We start from the raw sequence: 19,909 nt of genomic DNA, 5'->3' as shown, positions 1-19,909 counted from the left end.
AAAGTTCGGTCAAGCATTCATCAAAAATGTTATATAATTTTGGCGTTTTGTTTTATAATTACTTCGGAATTAAAAATTTAACTCAAACAGAAATTTTCTTAATTCAAAAAAAATGAAAAGCTATTCGTTCGCTCCAATCGCATCAAACGACTCTGAAATTCTGATTCTCGGAACAATGCCCGGTACAAAATCATTAGAACTAAATCAATATTACGGACATAAGCAGAATAATTTCTGGAAATTCATTTTCATAATTCTCAATGAAGATTCCTCCACTGATTATGAAGTCCGAAAAGAAATACTTAAAAAAAATAAAATTGCAGTTTGGGATGTTTTACAATATTGTGAACGAATAGGAAGTTTGGATACTGCTATTAAAAATGAAATTGCCAACGATTTTGAAAGCTTTTTAAAACAGCATCCAAATATCAAAACCATACTTTTCAATGGCCAGAAAGCGCATGCCTTTTTCAAAAAATACGTTCATCTGAAAAATCCTTACCAACTTTACACACTTCCATCAACAAGCCCCGCGAATGCTGGAAAAACTTTCGATTCAAAATTATCCGAATGGAAAATTATTGCCGATTTACGAAATCAAAGTTGAAATCATATAACAATTTAAACTTAAAGTATAACGAAAAAAATCCCACACGTACTAATTTTACTATCAAGAAATTAAAGCCATAGCAGCAAAAGATTTAAGACAGAAATGAAGGCTTTTTTCAAATAAATAGAATTACAAACTTTTAAAAAGTTTAAAGTATAAAGGAAACATTGGTTATGTTAGTTTATTTTGAGAAAGAAAGCTATTCTAATTTTTAGGGTAGCTTTGTTTTTTTAATTAATACCAAAAACAACAATTATGAAAGTTCAAACCTATTACAACCACATACGATTTTACACACCTCATCATTTTGTATATTATCCCATTTTAACTGTCTTTTTGCTATGCAGCATTTATTTTGCCTGCACTACAAACGACACGTTAATTTGGTCCTTTATAAGCGTTTGCTTTATATTTCTTTTTTGTCTGGCTTTCATGCTTCGTCAGCATTACGCCCTGATTTTACAAAACCGAATCGTACGCTTAGAACTCCGTTATCGTTACTTCACTTTAACTGGAAAAAGACTTGAAGAATTCGAATACAAATTAACTGATGACCAAATTTTCGCACTTCGTTTTGCACCAGACAATGAATTTTTACCCTTGCTGGAAGATGCCTTAAAAAACAATCTTACCGGCGATGCCATCAAAAAAGCAATCATTCACTGGAAAGCGGATTATAACAGGGTTTGATTTTAGTTATGAGTTTTGAATTATGAATTATGAATTCACACTATATGTCATCATTTTACATTTCAAAACTCATAACTCATAACTTCAATAAGGGCGTGCCACCTTTTAAAAAAAGGCCTTAATATGCTTTGTGCGTATTGAGGCCTTTTTTTAAAAGCTGTCGGGCTATCCGCGCTGCTTCGGCAGCCAGCTTCTATCCCTCACGCGGCTCTCGTTTTCAAGAGATATTTTATAAATTTTTGAATCTCAAAACACTATCAAACTGATAATCAACGGAATTATCTAAATAATAAACGGCAAAAAATTAAATGAATGATTTTTTTTGTTAACTTTAAGTGTTAAAAATTTATCAAAAACTCTAAAATTAAATCCGATGAAAAAATTAATTTGTTTTATGATAGTTTTCTTCTCTTGTTTTTTGGCCAAAGCACAAACTACTGCCGAAATTCCAGCCGAAACTTTACCCGCCGTACAAAACAACTCTTTAAAATCTGACGAAGGTCAAAATTATGATCCCGAAGATTTGCCTTGGCACGCACGTCGATTTAAATTTACAGCCGGTGCATTTTTTCCAATAAACAACACACAGGTAGAAGTAGGAAGCAACAACGGTAATTTTGGAAATATGATCGATTTTGAAAAAGATCTCGGTTTTAAAAAAAACACCCAATCATTTGCTGCTTCTTTTGAGTGGCGCATTTCAAGAAGATCAAGACTAGGTTCTGAATATTATTATTTAGACAGAACATCAACAAAAACCCTTCAAAAAGATATCGAATTCGGTGATCATACTTATCCAATTGATGGTCGTGTTTCAGCATTTTTTGACAATCAAATTATTAGAATATATTATGGCTACGCGTTTGTGTCAAAACCAACTTATGAAATAGGTGCCTTAATAGGTGCTCACGTAATGTTAATAGATGTTGGTCTGAGACTAGAAGGTCAGACACAGGGCGTCGAATTTCATGATGATTTCGGTGTAACTGCGCCATTACCAGATATTGGTGTTTGGGGAGAATTTGTATTAGGCAAAAAAGTGGGACTTTATGCTAATTTCAATTACTTCGCTTTAAAAGTAAATGATATCGATGGCCGTATTTTGAGCTACAACCTTTCTGTATTATATAACGTTTATAAAAACTTTAGTTTAACAGCAGGATTTACAGGCTTAAACATTAGAGTTGATGCTCAAAAAGAAAGACTAAATGGTTTCTTTAAATGGGGTTATAATGGACCAACTATAGCTGCTGTTTATACTTTTGGAAGCCATGTTAAACTTCATAAATAATTTTTTAAGATGCTAAGGTGCTAAGGTTCTGAGATACTAAGTTTTTATTTCCCGCAAAGCACGCTAAGGATTACGCAAAGTTCGCAAAGTTTTTTTACACAAAGCTTTGCGAACTTTGCGTTTATATTAAGCCATACAGATAATAAAAACCTTGCGTGCTTTGCGGTTAAACTGTCAACGTTAAACTTGAAACTTGAAACCTGAAACCTGAAACAAAAAATAAACAAGCCCGAAATCTTTAAAAAGAAATCGGGCTCATTTGCTCAAACTTAAACTTAACTAAAATAAAACGAAAACTAATTCAATTAATTTAACGGAGTGAATTTTATAGCTGTTCCTCCTCCAGCTGCCAATTTGATATTTATTACGCTTTTATTATTTACTTTTTGTTTTGAAATCGTAACCGGATACGGATTTGTTTTATAATTTGCTCCTTCTCCATCAGCATAAATGGTTGCCTCATATTCTTTTCCGGCATCTAAAAATGACAATTCCACTTTTAAATCTCTGGCATCTTTGTTTGTAATTGAACCTAAATACCAGTTTTTCTCGTCCCAATCTTTACGAACAATTGTAGTGTATTCTCCAATTTTAGAATCCAAAACTTTTGTGTATGACCACGTACAAGGAACATCCTTTATGAATTGAAATTCAGGCTTGCCAACATAATTTTCTGGCAAATCAGAAGCCATTTGCAACGGACTGAAAATAATAACATACAAAGCCAATTGATTCGCTAAAGTCGTTTGCACTCGTGCTCCAGAAGGCGTTTTATAATCAAAATTGAAATTCCCGGGCGTATAATCAAAAGGTCCGGAAAGCATTCTTGTAAATGGCAAAGTTGTTAAATGTTGTGGAGTATTTCCGCCATCTACAGACCATGCATTGTATTCCTGTCCTCTTCCGCCTTCTTGCGACATAAAGTTTGGATACGTGCGTTGAATTCCCGTTCCTTTCATCGGCTCGTGATTATCAATCATAATATGGTATTTAGCCGCCGTTTCAATTACTTTTCTGTAATGACGCGCTCCATACTGGCTATCGTGCCATTCTTTTTTATCCAAATACTTGTTTACATAACCCGTTTTCACCGAATTAACTCCCATTTTTTGATACAGTTTAAAAGCATCTTCAAGCTGACTTTCATAATGTTTAGAAGCGCCCGCAGTTTCATGGTGGCCAATTAATCGGACATTTTTTATGGCTGCATATTTTGTAATTTCTTCCAAATTAAAATCTGGATAGGCTTTTACAAAACTAAATGCAGATCCGTCGGCAGTCCAGTCGCCGTCCCAGCCCTCGTTCCAGCCTTCAACCAGAACGCCGTCAAAATTGTTTTTCGCAGCAAAATCAATATATTCTTTGGTATTTTTTGTAGTAGCACCGTGTTTAGGCCCTTGTCCCCAAGTGAATTTTTCTAAATGCATTCCCCACCAAATTCCAATATATTTTGATGGTGTAATCCAGGAAAGATCTTCAATTTTTGAAGGTTCATTTAAATTCAGCATAATAGTCGAAGTCGCCACATCACCTGGAGTTTTTCCGACAACAATAGTTCTCCAAGGCGTTACAAAAGGAGTTTCGGCATACACTTTTACACCATCAGCCCAAGGCACTAAATCACTTTTGTATTGTTTATCACTTGTTTTTAAAAGTGTCATTGAAGCAAAATCAGTCAAGTTAGCTTCGTGAATCGCTACATATAATTTCTCTTTTGTTTCGAAAGTAGCCGGAGTATTAATGGTATCGGTTTTGCTGATTGGCGTTTTGCGATATTCACTTTCATAATAACTATTTTCGCGGTGCACAGGAATCCACCAAACGTCATTATTTGATTTGAAAGTGAACTGCGTAATTTCATTCGAGATCTTCACTTTTCCTAAATTAGGTTGTTTGGGAAAAGAGTAGCGAAATCCTAAACCATCGTCAAAAACTCTGAAAATAATATCAACCAAGCGTTCCTCACCTTTTGCTTCTTTTAAATGAACAATCAATTCATTGTGATGATCTCTCACTTTTTTGAATTCTCCCCAAGGTTGTTCCCAAGTTTCATCGGAAGTTTTTTCTTCGGTAGAAACTACTTCAAAACCATCTGTCATTTTTTGAATTCCCTGAAACTCAAAACCCAGCAAAGAAGGCTCAATAACCGATTTTCCGCCAGAAGTAAAACTATATTGAGGTTGTCCAGAAGCAGTCAATTCAAAAACTAATTCGGTGTTTTTTCCAGGAGAGCTGATTTTATATGTCGTTTTTTTAGTACCGCAAGCGCAAATCAGCATTGAGGCTAATGCGATCAGGCAGTATCTATATCTTATGTTTTTCATTATTTAATTGTATTAATTACAGCTCTTATTTTATTTCGCTTATTACTTGTTTTGCTTTTGCAGGTTGCATCGAAACAAAATAATTAAAAGCCTGATCTAATTTTTTCTGAGCATCGGCACTGCTTTTCTTTTCAACTCTTAGGTTATATAGTTTGCTGATATCTGCAAAATAGGATTCGGTGTTTTTTACTCCGGCAAAAGTTTTTACTTTTTCGATATAATTGTAACCAAATTCAACTGTTGGTTCAAACATTGTACCTTCACCAAAGTCATTCCAAGTAATCAACTGCAAATAACTCAGGTTTGCATTTTTAGCCAAAGAAAGCGTTTCATCAAGCGTTGCGCCATTGTTGTGCTCAATTGTCCATCCAATTGCTGCTCCGCCTCCACCTTCGGCATAAAAATCTTTAAAACCAGGATAAGCACTTCCCATTGCAACTGAAAGTTTTGGTTTTGTATTGGTGTACCAATTCGTTAAATAAGTGCTGTTTTTATAAACCCATGAATATTCTCCAGAAGCATTATCTCCCGCTTCAACAGATTGATCCCAAAGCGTCAGGAAAGTAGGTTTTGCAGATAATGTGCTAAAAACATTTGTCCATTCGGCTGGTGTCTGCAATACAATTGGACCGAAATTCAGCAATAGAGGTTTTCCGTTTATTTTGATGTAGTTGGCGTTAGAAAAATAATTCGTCTGCATGTAAGCTAAATCAGTTTTTGCAGCACTGGTAACAGAAATTGCTTTTCCTGCATTTACAACATTTGTTGTTACTCGGTCTTCATAAACAATTGCATATTCAAGTCCGACTTTACTTAGCATGGCAATTAATTGCTCTGTATTTTCTTTTACCATTCGGTAATCGTTTACGTCATAAGTGCCGTACCAATCGATCAAAACACCATCGATTCCTGAATATTTCATCAATAATAAATGATTTTCAATCACATTATTGTCGCCCGAATGATAAGGCCCAATCAGTGGATAATAGTAGGATGCAATTTCCCTGCGGTTGTTTGCTCCAATAGTATTTGGATTTTTATTTGCCATTGTCCAGTGATATCCCCATTTTTTATCGGCACTGCTTTCATTGGTTTCGAACCAAGGCATATAATGAACGTAAATTTTGGTGCTGTTCGTTTTTTCAATCGCGACAGGAGCAAGTGTTTCCGGTTCAGTTGGTTTATCTGGACCTTTGTCATCACTGCTGCTACATCCGGCGGCGATTAAAATATTCACGATCCCAAAAAACAATAAGGTGATATATCTTTTCATATTGATGTAATTTGTTTTTTTTATTTTTAAACACATAGAAACATAGCTTTTAGCACTCAAAAAAAGGCGTTTCACTTATTTAAAATGCACATAGCAATCTTTGTGAAAGAAATAAGTTTCTTTTTTATATTCTTTGCCTACACATAAAATCTGTGTTTCTATGTGTTTAATAATATTCCCATGATTTATACCTAAGAATAATCCAGATTTAAAAATATGTCAGCCTTCCACGACTAACCAACATGGAAGACTGACATTCAATAACCTAATACCCAGGATTCTGTTTTAGGTTTTTATTTGTAGTTAAAACGGTACTTGGAATTGGGAAAATAGCTCTGTATTTTTCAGTCGTTCCTTTTTCCCACCATGGCAAGAAAAATGTTCCAAAACGAATGTTATCTGTTCTTCTTCTTCCTTCAAAAGTAAATTCCTTAAGTAATTCCTGATCAATAAAATGAAGATCAATTGTTGCTGGCATTTCTTCACCTGCACGCGCTGTTACTTGTTGCAAGAATGGTTTTGCCAAATCAGGAGATCCTAAACGAACGTAACATTCTGCCTGCATCATTAAGATTTCGGCATAACGAATTACCACTAAATCGTGATCACGTTCCCACTGTTCACCTTCTTTCATTTCATATTTTCCTAAACGTACTCCTTGATTTTCTTTAGCATCGGCTACACTAGTAACTTCTTCTGTATAAGTTAACTTTTCACCGCTATCCATAATGATCACTTGTCCTGTAGCTTTATTGATCTGATCTCCGGCAACCATACATTTTTTTCTTTTGTCAGTATCAGCAAAAGCTGAGAATACTCCTGGCTGTGCACACATTCCGTTTGCGCTCCAAGGATAATCGGCAGTTGCAGAAACAGTCAATTTATGCAAGTAGTGGCAAGACATTGAATTCATGTAGTTTCCAACAGTTCCTGCTTTTGAATCGTAAGGAATTGCAAAAATGATTTCAGGTGATTTTTGATTTTCTGTAGCGAAATTGGCAAAGAAATCTGGCGTTAATGAATAACCAGAAATCTTTTGGCACATGTTCAAACAATCCTGCCAACGTGCTGTTCCGATAAAAGCTTCAGAATTTAAATATAATCTTGCCAATAAAGAATACGCTACATTTTTAGTCATTTTAGAATACACCACATTTGAATTTAAATGCGGAAGAGCATCTGTCAATTCCTTTTCAACAAAATCATATACTTGTTTTCTTGTAGAATTTGATGGAAGTGAAGTGTCTTCAAAGTTGGTTACAATTGGCACATTTCCAAATAAATCTAAAAGATTGTAATAATAGTATGCTCTTAAAGCTTTTAATTCAGCATAAATCGGAGCTTTTGCAGTATCAGACAAAGACGATTTATCGATTTGATAAATGATGGAGTTGATCTTTGCAATTCCGGTATAATTGTAACGCCAAGCCGAAAGAATCATTCGGTTATCCGCTTTCCAAGTATGTTTTTGAGCATCCTGATATTGTCCGCCATCGTACCAGTTTGTTCCTCTGGTAGGAATTGTAGCTTCATCAGAAACAGTTTCAGTTAAAAAGAATACATATTCACAAGTTGGGTAATTGTTTGATATTCCGTCAGCGAATCCTCTCAGAGAAGAATAAGCCCCTCCAACTAATGCATCAACTTCTTTGGAAGTATTTCCAAAATTTCCATCCTCTACTTTATCATATAAGTCTTCACTTAAATCTGTACATGATATCGTAAAAAGCATGCTTATCAATATTGCTGCTGTTATTTTGATTTTCATTTGTTCTATTTTTGAGTTAATTCGCTTAGTTATTCAGCGAGAAATTTAATCCAACAGAAATTGTTGTTGGTCTAGGATAGTTGTTATATCTGTCGATACCCGGAGATGCTAAACCTGTTTGGTCAATAACACCGTTTACGCCGTTTTGCGCATTTAAGCCAATTTCTGGATCAACACCTTTATAACTTGTGAAAACAGCAAGATTTTCTCCCATTAAATAAATTCTAAGTTTTGACTTTTTTTGCAAGCCAAGAGGCATCGTATAACCAAAAGAAACGGTCTGAAGTCTGAAGAAAGAAGCATCTTCAATCCAGTAATCTGAATATTTTGGAGAAGATGTTATTCCGCTTCCTAAGAAATCATCTGGAACATTATAAGCTGGCAATCTTGTTGGATCATTAAGCATCATGTTTGTTGCGTTTAATGCTTTTTGGCCAAACATTCCGTAACCGCTGATTCCAAGATCAAAATTTCCGTATGTAAAATTCATTCCGATTCCTAATGTCAAATCTGGCTGAATATTTCCTAAATCTGTTTTATCATCATCTACTAAAGCGCTTTCTGCAACAACATCTCCTGCTTTGTTATAGTACTGAATTTTTCCAGTTGAATCAAGCCCAGCATTTCTGAATCCCCAGAAAGTTCCAACAGGATAACCTTCAGCAATAATTTGAGAATATTGTCCAGACATACCTGCTAAACCGTGTAAAGAACCGCTGTAAATAACATCTGTTTTATACGTTGGATTCGATAATTTTTCGATTTTTTGAACGTTGTGCCCAAGTGTCAAATTAGCATTCCAATTGAATTTTGGTCCTTTGATGATATCAGCATTCAAAGTAAGCTCAACTCCTTTGTTTGACATTTCACCAACGTTTGCCAACATAGTTCCAACTAAATAAGGTGGCTGAGGTACTTCGTAAGTGTATAATAAATCTTCCGTATTTTTAGAATACCATTCAAATGAACCCGAAATTCTATTGAAAAGTGTAAAATCAAAACCAATGTTTAATTGTTTAGTTGATTCCCATTTCAAATCCGGATTTGGATTTTGCTGTGGTGAATAAGCCAAACTCCAAGTTCCTGTAATAGGATCGTAGTAACTATCGTTTCCAACTCCTAAAATAGAAAGCGATTTGTACTCTCCAATTCCGTCTTGATTACCTGTTACTCCATAACCAACTCTCAATTTTAAATTGTCAAGCCAGCCTTTTGTCGAATCCATAAATCCTTCATTTGAAATTTTCCAAGCCACAGAAGCTGACGGGAAAGTTCCCCATTTGTTGTTTTCTCCAAAACGGCTTGAACCGTCTCTTCTTACTGTTGCAGTCAGCAAATATTTTCCGTCATAAGAATAATTTGCACGAGCATAAAATGAAACCAAATTTGATTTTCCTTTATACGAATACACATCGCCTAAACGATATTTGTAACCTGCACCTAAATTATTATAGCTAAAAGCATCCGTTACAAAACCACTTCTTTGTGCTCCAAAACCTTGATAAATATTCTCTAAATAAGAATATCCTGCAAGTGCGCTGATAGTATGTTTGTCGATTACTTTATTGTAATTCACATAAAGTTCGCCTTGCGCATTGGTGTATTCAGCATATGTTCTTTGAGCATAACCGCCTTCTGTAGCTCCTTCTAGAACAGCATAACTTGGTTTATAAGTGCCTCCTTTAACTGCATTATGCTCCAACGAAATATTAGCAACAGCCAAGAAATCATTCAAAAATTTAACTTCCGTTTTAAAATAACCTAAAAGTCTGTGTCTTTCATTATCAACAGTTCTGTTTGTCAAAAGTTCAACTGGATTAAAGTATTGATTAAGTGCTACAGATGAAAATTCTCCAGTTGGCGTATAAACCGGAATTGTCGGATTCAAGTTATAAGCATATTCAAAAATTCTGTAATCAACTGGATGCCATTTATCGATATTAGCAAATAATCCCGTGTCAAATTTTACATCTTTATTGTCTCCCAGATATTGATAAGCGCTAATGTTTCCGCTTAATCTTTCTAAACCAGAATTCTTAATTACTCCTTCATTATTTAAGTATGAAAGTGAAGTTCTGAAACCGCTGTCAGCTTTACCCGAATTAATAGTTAAAGTATGTGATTGTGAAATAGCTGTCTGCTCAATTGCTTTTTGCCAGTTTGTATTTGCACCATAATCTACAGCATCTTTATTATTAGTTTGGCGAACATAATTTCTCCATTGATTTGCTGATAATAAATCTAAATTATCAGTTACATAACCAATGCTTGATAATCCGCTATACGTAACCGAAACTCCTTTTGTTCCTGATTTTGTAGTAATAATGATAACTCCGTTTGCTCCTCTTGAACCATAAATCGCAGTTGCAGAAGCATCTTTCAAAACGTCAACCGTTTTAATATCAGAAGGCTGAACTATGTTGATATCAACACCAGCAATTCCGTCAACTACAATTAAAGGATTGTTGCTCGCAGTTAAAGAAGTTCCTCCACGCAAACGCAATGTAGAGCCTGCTGCAGGATCACCCGAAGGACGAATAACATTTAAACCTGCTACTTTTCCTTGCAAAACCTGTTCTGTAGATGAAATAGTTCCTTTTACTAAATCATCAGCTTTTACAGTTGAAATTGCTCCAGTTAAATCAGATTTCTTTTGAGTTCCGTAACCAACAGCTACAACCTGAACTTCGGCTAATTGATAACCGTCATTTTGTAAACGAACATCAAGGTTTTTAGTTGCAGAAGTAATTTGTATTTTCTGATTTGTTGATCCAATAAATGAAACTTCAATCGAACCTCCTACGGCTACCGTCAAAGTAAATTTTCCGTCAAAATCTGTTGTGGTTGCATTTTTTGTTCCCACTTCAATTACCGAAGCGCCCGGCAATACAGTTCCTGTATTGTCATACACAGTTCCTGATACCTGCTTTTTTTCCTGAGCAAACATTCCTGCCGAAAGAAAAAGCATGAAAATCATGAATACTGCAGTTTTAGTAGTCCACATTTGATGCAGGACTATTTTTTTATTTTTACTATTCATTAGAATTGATGTTTTAATTTGATAGAGAATTATTTGTCTAAAGTTTTAAGAGGTATAGAAGTATCAGAGATTGTTTTGTCTTTGTTGTCTTTTACCAAAACATGAATCTCACTTAAACCCTGAACACCATTTAATTCTGAAACTAAATTGACAAATCCTTTTATTTCAGCTGTACCTCCTGTAAACTCACCAGATATTGTTTTGCTTCCTGCCGTGATGGTATAAATAAGTTTGTTTACACCCACTTCATTATTTTTTCTTGACATTCCAAGAAAATCTTTTTGGCTGATAACCGATGGGAAAAAACTAAAACTTGGCGGTGGTGGCGGAATAAATTCTCCTGCATAAATAATTTGGTCGCCAGAATTAGTCGTCCAGTCTTTCGCAACCATTAGGAAAGTAATATTTTCCATAACAAAACCTGCTGGCGGATTGTAATATTGCTGCGGAATCAAATCCATTCTGTAAAAACCGTTTCCAAGATCTTTCAATTTTGTCTTTTCAGATACTTCTGGAATCCATGCCTGATATTCCTGTAAAACAGCCCAATTGTTTAATCCTGAATGAAAATGAACACTTGGAACTCCTGCAAAACCATCTTTTAAATTCGAATTGAATAAAATACTTACCGGTTTATCAATCAAAGGTTTTGTTGGATACGATCTGATTAATTCATTTGCCGTATAGAAAGAAGAAAAATCAGTATAAGGCATATTCGCTACATCACTTTGTTTTGATCCATTTTTGTTTTTCAAACGAAACCAAAATCCAGCGCTTGCTGCAATTTCATCAGGTGTTTTAGAGAAATAAAGTGTTGGAGTCAAAGTAAAACTCCAGATTTTATTTCCTTCATATTTAAGTTTAGCAAAATCTGAAGAGTTTTCCCAATGCCCAGCATCTGGTTCAGATGGCGACCAAATCCAAATATAAACATCCTCAGTCTCTGCAAAAGTGGTTCCTGAAAGATCAAAGTACCAAGTCACTTTTTCATCATACTTGTAAACTACAGGAAATGATGACATACTGCCTACAGCTCCAGCGGCTTCTTGTGCCTGCGTAAAATTAGGAGCCATCAAAAGGGCAAGTAAAATTGTATATATAAATTTTTTCATATTACTTTTTAATTAATAGCATTTAATTTAAACACGTAAGACACAAACGGAGAACCTCCAGAAGAATGAATTAATTGGAATTCCATTTCTTCATTGCTTCCCGGAACTGATGATAATTTAAGCTCATCTGTTTTTAGCGTTTTCTGAACATCACTGTACAAATAGATTTTTGTTACGCCCAAATTAGTTGGCTGAAAATCTGAACTTAATGCCCAGTAGCCTTTTGGAGCGAATAATGGAGGAACATTTCCTGTTACTTCATAACTTGTTGGCTGGTTCTTTTCATCTACGTTGAATTTGATTTTAAAATCTTCGTAATTAAAGTACGTACTCAAGTTTTCTTCGTTTGGTTCGACTTTGTTTGCTTTCGCAACTTCATCAACCATTTTCAAATTCGTTAATCCCCAATTTCCTTGTACTTTCTCATAAAGGGTAATTGGATCAACGGAGCTTCCGTCGTCGGTGTTATCACAGCCAGTGGCCATTAAACCCATAACAACAGCTAACCAATAAATACTTTTACATCTCATAAATTTTGTGGTTTGTTTGTTAGTTTTTCTGTCTCATAAAAGACAGAACGAAACTAGATGTTAAATAAATCTAAAAAAAAATGTCTGAGAAAAATCAAGATATAATCGAAACATTTTTAAACATAAATACCTAATAATCAATATTTTAAATTATTTTTGTAATTCAAAAAATCAAGATGCTGTTTAGATGAAAATATGCTATTAAATGATGGTAAATATGACAATATGAAAATTAAAAGCGATATTTTTTTCACTATGCATATATATAATTGGTTTTTATTGTATAATTGCAAATAATTAGACTGCTTTTAACATTAATGTCTTATTTTTGAATGCTTAACCACATTTTAAAGCTCTGTAACAAAGAAGTTTTAAAAAACTGAAAGTTGTTTAATAAGCCCGCTCAAGCTTATCCCGAATTAAAAAACGAATTAACTCGAACAAACCAAAAAAAAGATTTTTTACCCTAAACCAACACAAAACCATGCAGAGAATTTTCATTCTATGTTTTTTTATTGTAGGTTTTTCTCTAACTGCGAAAGAGACAAATCCTGTTTTAGAAGAATTAGATAAAGTGCTTCTTAAAAAAGATGTTTACTTAAAACAGAAATATCGAAAAATTGAAGCTTTAAAAAGAAATGTATCAAAATTTACAGTAAGTCAGAACAATGAACAGCTTTACAATACTTATATGTCATTGTTTGATGAATATAAATCGTTTAAATATGATTCGGCTTATTATTATTTAGAAGAAGCAAAAATCAAAGCGATTGTTTTAAAAGATCCTAAATTTTTGGCCAAAAGCCGAATTAAGGAAGGTTTTGTACTTCTTTCATCTGGATTATTCAAGGAGGCAATTGATACTTTGAATGTCGTTGACGACCAAAAACTGGATTCAAGAAACAAATTCGAATACTACAATATTAAAGCCCGAGCGTATTACGATTTAGCCGATTATAATAAAGATCAACGTTTTAATATTCATTATGTACAGCAAGGAAATCATTTCCTGAAAAAAGCTTTAGAATTAATTGGAACTAATACCAACGAATATTGGGCAGCCGAAAGCTTAAAAAGACTAAAACAACAAGATTGGCGCGGTGCCGAATTTGCCTTCAGTTATTGGATCAATAATTATAATCTTCCACCCGATTATTATGGCATTGCGACTTCAAGTCTTGGTTATATTTATTCCGAAAGAGGTTATACTAAAAAAGCGATTCAATATCTGGCGCTTGCTGCAATCGCCGATGTCAAAAATGCTACAAAAGAAACAGTTGCGCTCCGAAATCTTGCCAATGAACTTTTTAAAATGGGGTATTTGGACAAAGCCAATGAATATATCAATATTGCAATGGATGACGCGACTTTCTACAATGCCAGACATCGCAAAATTGAAATTTCGTCGATTTTACCTATTATCGAAAAAGCGCAATTGAATAATGTAAAAGAGAAAAATGACAAACTGGAGAGAATCATTATTCTATTGACGATATTGACTTTTATTATTGTTTTGTTTTCGATTATTATCTTCAAACAATTAAAAGAAAGAAATAAAGCCAGAAAAATAATGGCTTCGTCTTATGCGCAGCTTCAGGAAATGAACATTAGTTTAAGCGAGGCAAATGCGATCAAAGAAGAATATATTACGTATTTTATTAAAGCAACTTCGGCTTTCATTAATAAGATTGACCATATTCAAAAAAGTACGCTCCATAAAATCATCACCAAAAAAACCGATGAAGTTATTGCGAGTTTAAAACGCTATAATGTCAAAGAAGAACGTGAAAATTTATTTCACCAATTCGATGAAATTTTCCTTAAACTATTCCCAACTTTTGTAACTGATTTTAATCATTTGTTTCCAAATGACCACAAATGCATTGTCAAAAAAGGTGAACTTTTAAACACCGAATTAAGAATTTTTGCTTTATACCGATTAGGAATTCAGGATAGCAATCAAATGGCAGAATTTCTGGAACTTTCTGTAGCTACCATTTATACCTACAAAACCAGAATTAAAAGCAAATCTGACTTTAAAGATACTTTTGAAGAGAAAATTATGGCGATAAAAACTATTTAAGGTTCTAAGATGCTAAGCTTCTAAGGTACTAAGTTTTTTTTACCAAAGTTCCCCATACTGTTTGTCCTTTCGAGGAACGAGAAATGACAAACTAATCAAAAAGAAAAGCGACACTTTAGATGTCGCTTTTCTTTTATCTTGGTTCTTTGCTCTAATGTCATTCCGAAGTTTCTAACTGCAAAATCATATTTTGATAATATCTGCTGAGCGAAAATAATTGCTCTGCAAAAATCATTACCGCAAGCGGAATAAAGAAGAATACAGTCAAATTCTCTTCGTATAAAAAGAAAGTTGTAATCATAAAAATACGAGCGTATTCCAGATAATAAATCCATTTTCGCTGTTCCAACAACGCACCACAATTAATTAATGTTATGATGATAACCGACAAAACAAAAACTTTATCGAGCGTAGTTAGTAAATCAAAATAATAAGTAAAAGCAGTTAAGATCAAAGTACAGATCCCAAGCTGGATATAAAGATAATTTCGAAATCTCAACCGCTGATGCGGATTGCTTTTGTCCTGCAAAAAACGCTTTTCTAATATCGGGCGAATGTCCTGATCCATGTGTGCGGGACTTCCAAAAACAGCTTTCCATCTTGCTTTAAAACCTTTTGAGCGTTTCCATAATTCATATATTTCAAAATAATAATGAAAATGCTGCCAAAGGAAACTGTAGCTTTTTAATGGATGCGTCAAACCGTATTTTGGTTTTTCTTCTTCTTCCTGAAAAGTTCCAAAAATACGATCCCAAAAGGTAAACATATCGCCGTAGTTTTTATCCAGATATTTTTCGTCTGAAGCATGATGCACGCCATGAACAGAAGGCGTTACAAAAACATATTCCAGCCATTTTATTCTGCCGATTATCTGTGTATGTGTAAAAAAAGAATAAGCGCCATGAACAATCAGCATGGTGATAACCATTGTTGGGTGAAAACCAACAAAAGGAAGTATGCACCAAAAACCAGTTCTCACTATAGCCTGAAAAGTAGTGATTCTGGCTGCGGCCGTAAAATTAAATTCTTCACTGTGATGATGAACAATATGCGCGGCCCAGAAAAAGTTTACTTCGTGTCCCAATCGATGGTACCAATACCAAACAAAATCAGTCGCGAGAATAAGTGCCAGCCAAACTAAAACGTTACTCGGAATATCAAAAAGTCTGTAATTATTATAAATAAAATAATACAGCTGATAAAAACTTGCTGCAATAAATAAATTAATTAAACGCTCTGCAATACCAATACTAATATTTGAAACCGAACTTTCGTAGTTAAAAATTTCTGGTCTTTTTTTGTGCTGAGCCAACTTATATTCTAAAAACAAAAACAGAAAAAAAGCCGGCATTGCGAAAGCAAGAAAATTAATGTGTTCCATTTTTTTTTATTTCTTTTTATTCTTATAAAACTAAAATACAATTCGTTATAAAACTAAAGATAAAGATCTTTTCAAAAGTCATCTCATTTTTTACTTTTCAAAATGATATCAACTATCAAAAATGATCTTTATCTTTTAGAACCAATTTCTAATTTTGTTTGAATTTTGGAGCTTCCAAAGCTACTTCTTTAACAGATTGCGTGTCTGCTACTTTTTGCAAAGCAAGAATGTAAGCCGCAATTCTCGGTGTAACATTATATTTTAATGCTGTTCTGAAAACCGTTTCAAAACCTTTTTCTAAAATATCTTCAAGGCGTGTATTAATTTGGTGAATTCTCCAGGATTCTAAAAGCGAATTCTGAAGCCACTCAAAATAAGAAACCGTAACGCCACCAGCATTTGCTAAAATATCTGGAACGACCAAAACGTTATTTTCATGCAAGATTTTATCAGCATCAGATGAAACTGGTCCGTTTGCGCCTTCCACAATAATTTTGGCACGAATAGCTGCCGCATTTTTCTGCGTAATTACATCCTCTTTTGCTGCCGGAATCAAAACATCGACATCTAAAAGCAATAATTCTTCGTGCTTAATTGCAACCGAATTTGGATAACCTTTTATGCTTTTGTTATTTAGATTATAATACAAAATCAATTCCGGAATATTGATTCCGTCAGGATTATAAAATGCTTCAGAAACATCACTCACCGCAACTACTTTCAATCCTTTTTCGAATAAAAATAAAGCCGAATGCAATCCAACATTTCCAAAACCCTGAATTGCAACCGTTGATCTTGCCGGTCTCAATTTTAATTTTTGAAGCGCCAATAAAGTTATAATGCTAACGCCTCTTCCTGTTGCTTCTACTCTTCCTAAAGAACCGCCCGAATGTAAATGTTTTCCTGTAACCACCGCGTGAATTGTTTTCCCGTGTACTATTGAAAATTCATCCATCAGCCAGCCCATTTCGTCTGGTCCAGTTCCCATATCGGGTGCCGGAACATCTTTTTCAGGGCCAAAAATATCTGCTAAGGCTTTTGTATAAGCTCTTGTAATTCTTTCTAATTCGGTTTTAGAAAGTGTTCTTGGATCACAAATAATACCGCCTTTTGCTCCTCCAAAAGGAATTCCCGTCACGGCCGATTTCCAAGTCATCCATGCCGCAAGAGCTTTCACTTCGTCAAGATTTACGGCGGTATCATATCGAATTCCTCCTTTTGAAGGGCCTAATGCCGTATTGTGAATGACGCGATATCCTTCAAAATTTTGCTGTTTTCCATTATCTAGTGTAATTGAAAAATTCACTACAATTTGTTTTTCAGGACGTTGCAGTTTCAGCCTTATTGATTCTTCCAGATTAAGAATATCGGCTGCTATATTAAAACGATCAATCATCGATTGAAACGGATTCTGTTTTATAATTTCTGAACTCATCTTTTTAAGTTTTAAAATTTTAGTTATTGATTTGGGGCATCATATTATAAACTCATGAAATAAAATCGGCAGTAACTACAAGTGCAACAAGGAATTTTCATCAAGCAGCAATGCATCATAATATTTGTATTTCTATTTGATCTCATATATATGGTTATTAATAGTTCTAAAAAAAGCCTTTCATTGGTGCATGAAAGGCTAAAAAAAAAATAACTAACAAGTACTTTCTCTATTAACGCCATTTCATCGCATTGTTTGACATGCAGCACATCGTCAAGCTGCACATAAACGGGATGATATTTAGACTATAGTTTTTCATTGTTGAGACAAATTTATAAATATATTTTATAAATTCTATCGAATTAGTAGAGTTTATTTTAAAAACTTTTCAAAATATTTTAAAAACAACTGTAAATTAAGGCTTTATACTATTAAAGAAAATCAGTTTAATTGTGAGAAAACAATAAAAATAATGGCAATTAAGGCTAAAAAGATACCGATGAAGTTAATTTTGGATAGTTTTTCCTTGAAAAAAAGCAGACCAACGAGACTTCCTAAAATAATGACTCCCATATTCATTCCCGCAAAAACTGTTGAAGGATTTTCTGCGAAAGCTTTATGCGCCTTTAAATAAAACAAGATATTCCCGAAATTAAACATCCCTACCAAAGCTCCAAAAAGAATATTTTTTGCTTGAAGTTTTTCCTTTTTCAGCACCACATCATATATCACAATCAATAATGATACTGCCAATGCAATATCGAAAACCATAAATAATGACGTTGTATATGGCAAAGCCGTGTAAAGTGCTATTTGTTTAAAAAGGATGTCGATTATCCCAAAACCCAAAAACACTACAGCTGGATAAATCCACTTATTTTCATTGTTTCCAGATTGCTTTTTTAAGATGAATAAAAGCGCTACAAACCCAATTACCAGTCCTATAACTTTATAAGAATTAAATTCTTCTTTAAAGATAAGCCAAGCAGCAATTATTGGAATAAAAAGTGACAATCGTTGTGCCGCATCTGTTTTTACGATTCCCATATGTTTTATCGAAAAAAACAAAAACAGAAAAACAATTGGTAACAAAACACCAACTGCAGCATAAATATTCCAAGGTGCATCTGCATGAACTTCAATAATATTTGGACTAAAAGTAAAATAGCATAATAATAATGCTGTTACATAATTGAAAGTAATGATTTGAATTGCATTTGTATTGTATTTACGGGTGATTTTGAAGATAACACCAACTGTAACACTGCATAGAATACTTAAAACTAGAAATAACATAAATTGAATTTTGATTGCAAAAATAAGGTTTATCCATCCGATGTTTTATTTTTTACTATAATATTTCAAGAAATGGTGATTAAATTCGGTTTGCATTACTTCAGAAGTAATTCCACAAAATTGGATTTCAAAATCATCTTTTCCAACGCCAGAAATTGATCCACCCCAGCCTTTCAACTTTTTACCATTTTCTAGAAATACCTCTAATTGAGGTATTATAACAGTAGCAATAAATTCATCTTCGGGATAATCTGAATTTATCTGAACGTCAAATTTAGTGCAATGGTCTTTAAAAAAATTATAGGGAGATTCAATTCCTTCCAATATAACTTTTCCATGAATTACTCCCATTGGAACATCAGAAAATTCAAATTTTGTATAACCAATAATTTCATTATTAAGCTTTAAAATATATTTACTAGTCATTTTAACTTCTTATTTGAAATCAAAAATAGTTATTTAGATATTTTAATGTGAAAAATTTAATCGCTTTTTAGCCAGCCTGTAATACTCATTCGGGTATTTTGAGTTACTAGCACTTCATGAACCAATTCATTACTTTTAAAGAAAACCGTTTTGCCCTGAACTGGCGAAATTTTCTGCTGACTTTTGTTTTGGTGAATCATTAATTCTCCGCCATCACTTTCTTTCCAATTACTATTTAGATAGCTGATCATTGAGTATTTACGACTCGAATTATTTTTAAATTGATCGAGATGTTTTAAATAAAAATCGCCTTTTTCGTATAAAGAATAATGGAACTCGTAACCCGTAATTCCGGCAAAACAACTTTCGTTTAAATAAAGTACGAAAGCATCAATTATGTCAAAAAACTCATTTTCGAAAACATTATTATGCTTTTTATCAAGCCAGTAAATTACATCTTTTCTAATGGTTCCGTCTAGAGCAAACTTCTCAGAATTCCCTATTCCTGCTGTCAATAGCAGACTTTCATTATTTAAATTGATTAAATTTTGTTTGAGATTATCTGCTAAAGCATCACTCATAAAACGTTCTGATATTCCAATTTTATTCTCTACGTAACTTGCTATTAAATCTTCGAAACTATCATCCAT

The 19,909-nt window shown here is 33.8% G+C and carries 15 protein-coding genes; 4 read left to right on the top strand and 11 right to left on the bottom strand.

Annotated features, from left to right (window positions below; all coding sequences use genetic code 11):
• The first annotated feature begins 112 nt into the window (after positions 1 to 112).
• From FN795_RS19385 to FN795_RS19375, 3 genes are all read left to right on the top strand, one after another.
• Entirely contained in the window at positions 113 to 607 is a 495-nt protein-coding gene (locus FN795_RS19385; RefSeq protein ID WP_142452141.1) for a DNA-deoxyinosine glycosylase, read from the top strand.
• A 258-nt stretch (positions 608 to 865) separates the two neighbouring features.
• The gene (locus FN795_RS19380) at positions 866 to 1,300 is read left to right on the top strand and encodes a DUF6526 family protein (protein WP_142452140.1); all 435 of its coding nucleotides are present in this window, start codon (positions 866 to 868) and stop codon (positions 1,298 to 1,300) included.
• A gap of 373 nt (positions 1,301 to 1,673) precedes the next feature.
• Positions 1,674 to 2,591 (top strand): hypothetical protein, encoded by a 918-nt coding sequence (locus FN795_RS19375; protein WP_142452139.1) that lies wholly within the window; start codon positions 1,674 to 1,676, stop codon positions 2,589 to 2,591.
• A gap of 305 nt (positions 2,592 to 2,896) precedes the next feature.
• Here FN795_RS19375 and FN795_RS19370 read toward each other — a convergent pair whose 3' ends face one another.
• The 6 genes from FN795_RS19370 to FN795_RS19345 all read right to left on the bottom strand — a co-directional run bounded on the left by FN795_RS19370 (position 2,897) and on the right by FN795_RS19345 (position 12,638).
• Positions 2,897 to 4,915: a glycoside hydrolase family 97 protein gene (locus FN795_RS19370; RefSeq protein WP_142452138.1), complete on the bottom strand. Its 2,019-nt coding sequence runs from the start codon at positions 4,913 to 4,915 to the stop codon at positions 2,897 to 2,899.
• Between the two features lie 25 nt (positions 4,916 to 4,940).
• On the bottom strand, positions 4,941 to 6,188 hold the full coding sequence (locus FN795_RS19365) for a glycoside hydrolase family 71/99-like protein (protein ID WP_142452137.1): 1,248 nt from the start codon (positions 6,186 to 6,188) through the stop codon (positions 4,941 to 4,943).
• Between the two features lie 265 nt (positions 6,189 to 6,453).
• Positions 6,454 to 7,956 (bottom strand): RagB/SusD family nutrient uptake outer membrane protein, encoded by a 1,503-nt coding sequence (locus FN795_RS19360; RefSeq protein WP_142452136.1) that lies wholly within the window; start codon positions 7,954 to 7,956, stop codon positions 6,454 to 6,456.
• 25 nt (positions 7,957 to 7,981) lie between these two features.
• A complete protein-coding gene (locus FN795_RS19355) occupies positions 7,982 to 10,996 on the bottom strand; it encodes a SusC/RagA family TonB-linked outer membrane protein (RefSeq protein ID WP_142452135.1) in 3,015 nt (1,004 codons plus the stop codon).
• Positions 10,997 to 11,025: 29 nt separating this feature from the next.
• Positions 11,026 to 12,108: a hypothetical protein gene (locus FN795_RS19350; RefSeq protein ID WP_142452134.1), complete on the bottom strand. Its 1,083-nt coding sequence runs from the start codon at positions 12,106 to 12,108 to the stop codon at positions 11,026 to 11,028.
• 8 nt (positions 12,109 to 12,116) lie between these two features.
• Positions 12,117 to 12,638 carry a DUF5004 domain-containing protein gene (locus tag FN795_RS19345; RefSeq protein WP_142452133.1) on the bottom strand — a complete coding sequence of 174 codons (522 nt, stop codon included), beginning with the start codon at positions 12,636 to 12,638 and terminating at the stop codon, positions 12,117 to 12,119.
• A 484-nt stretch (positions 12,639 to 13,122) separates the two neighbouring features.
• Between FN795_RS19345 and FN795_RS19340 the strand changes: the two genes are divergently transcribed.
• The gene (locus FN795_RS19340; protein WP_142452132.1) at positions 13,123 to 14,721 is read left to right on the top strand and encodes a DUF6377 domain-containing protein; all 1,599 of its coding nucleotides are present in this window, start codon (positions 13,123 to 13,125) and stop codon (positions 14,719 to 14,721) included.
• 157 nt (positions 14,722 to 14,878) lie between these two features.
• On the opposite strand, the gene FN795_RS19335 is transcribed toward FN795_RS19340, so the two are convergent.
• The 5 genes from FN795_RS19335 to FN795_RS19315 form a co-directional block, all read right to left on the bottom strand.
• Positions 14,879 to 16,102 (bottom strand): sterol desaturase family protein, encoded by a 1,224-nt coding sequence (locus tag FN795_RS19335; protein ID WP_142452131.1) that lies wholly within the window; start codon positions 16,100 to 16,102, stop codon positions 14,879 to 14,881.
• Positions 16,103 to 16,250: 148 nt separating this feature from the next.
• Positions 16,251 to 17,537, bottom strand: coding sequence for a Glu/Leu/Phe/Val family dehydrogenase (locus FN795_RS19330; protein WP_244290007.1), 1,287 nt, complete (start codon positions 17,535 to 17,537; stop codon positions 16,251 to 16,253).
• A gap of 441 nt (positions 17,538 to 17,978) precedes the next feature.
• Positions 17,979 to 18,833 (bottom strand): DMT family transporter, encoded by an 855-nt coding sequence (locus FN795_RS19325; protein ID WP_142452130.1) that lies wholly within the window; start codon positions 18,831 to 18,833, stop codon positions 17,979 to 17,981.
• 45 nt (positions 18,834 to 18,878) lie between these two features.
• Positions 18,879 to 19,259, bottom strand: a complete 381-nt coding sequence (locus FN795_RS19320; RefSeq protein WP_142452129.1) for a hypothetical protein — start codon at positions 19,257 to 19,259, stop codon at positions 18,879 to 18,881.
• A 56-nt stretch (positions 19,260 to 19,315) separates the two neighbouring features.
• The gene (locus tag FN795_RS19315; RefSeq protein ID WP_142452128.1) at positions 19,316 to 19,909 is read right to left on the bottom strand and encodes a 2OG-Fe(II) oxygenase; all 594 of its coding nucleotides are present in this window, start codon (positions 19,907 to 19,909) and stop codon (positions 19,316 to 19,318) included.

Origin of the sequence: Flavobacterium resistens (genome assembly GCF_900182645.1) — a bacterium.
GTDB lineage: Bacteria > Bacteroidota > Bacteroidia > Flavobacteriales > Flavobacteriaceae > Flavobacterium > Flavobacterium resistens.
Note: the sequence above shows the minus strand (reverse complement) of the source record. Positions and strands in the feature narration are given on the sequence as shown.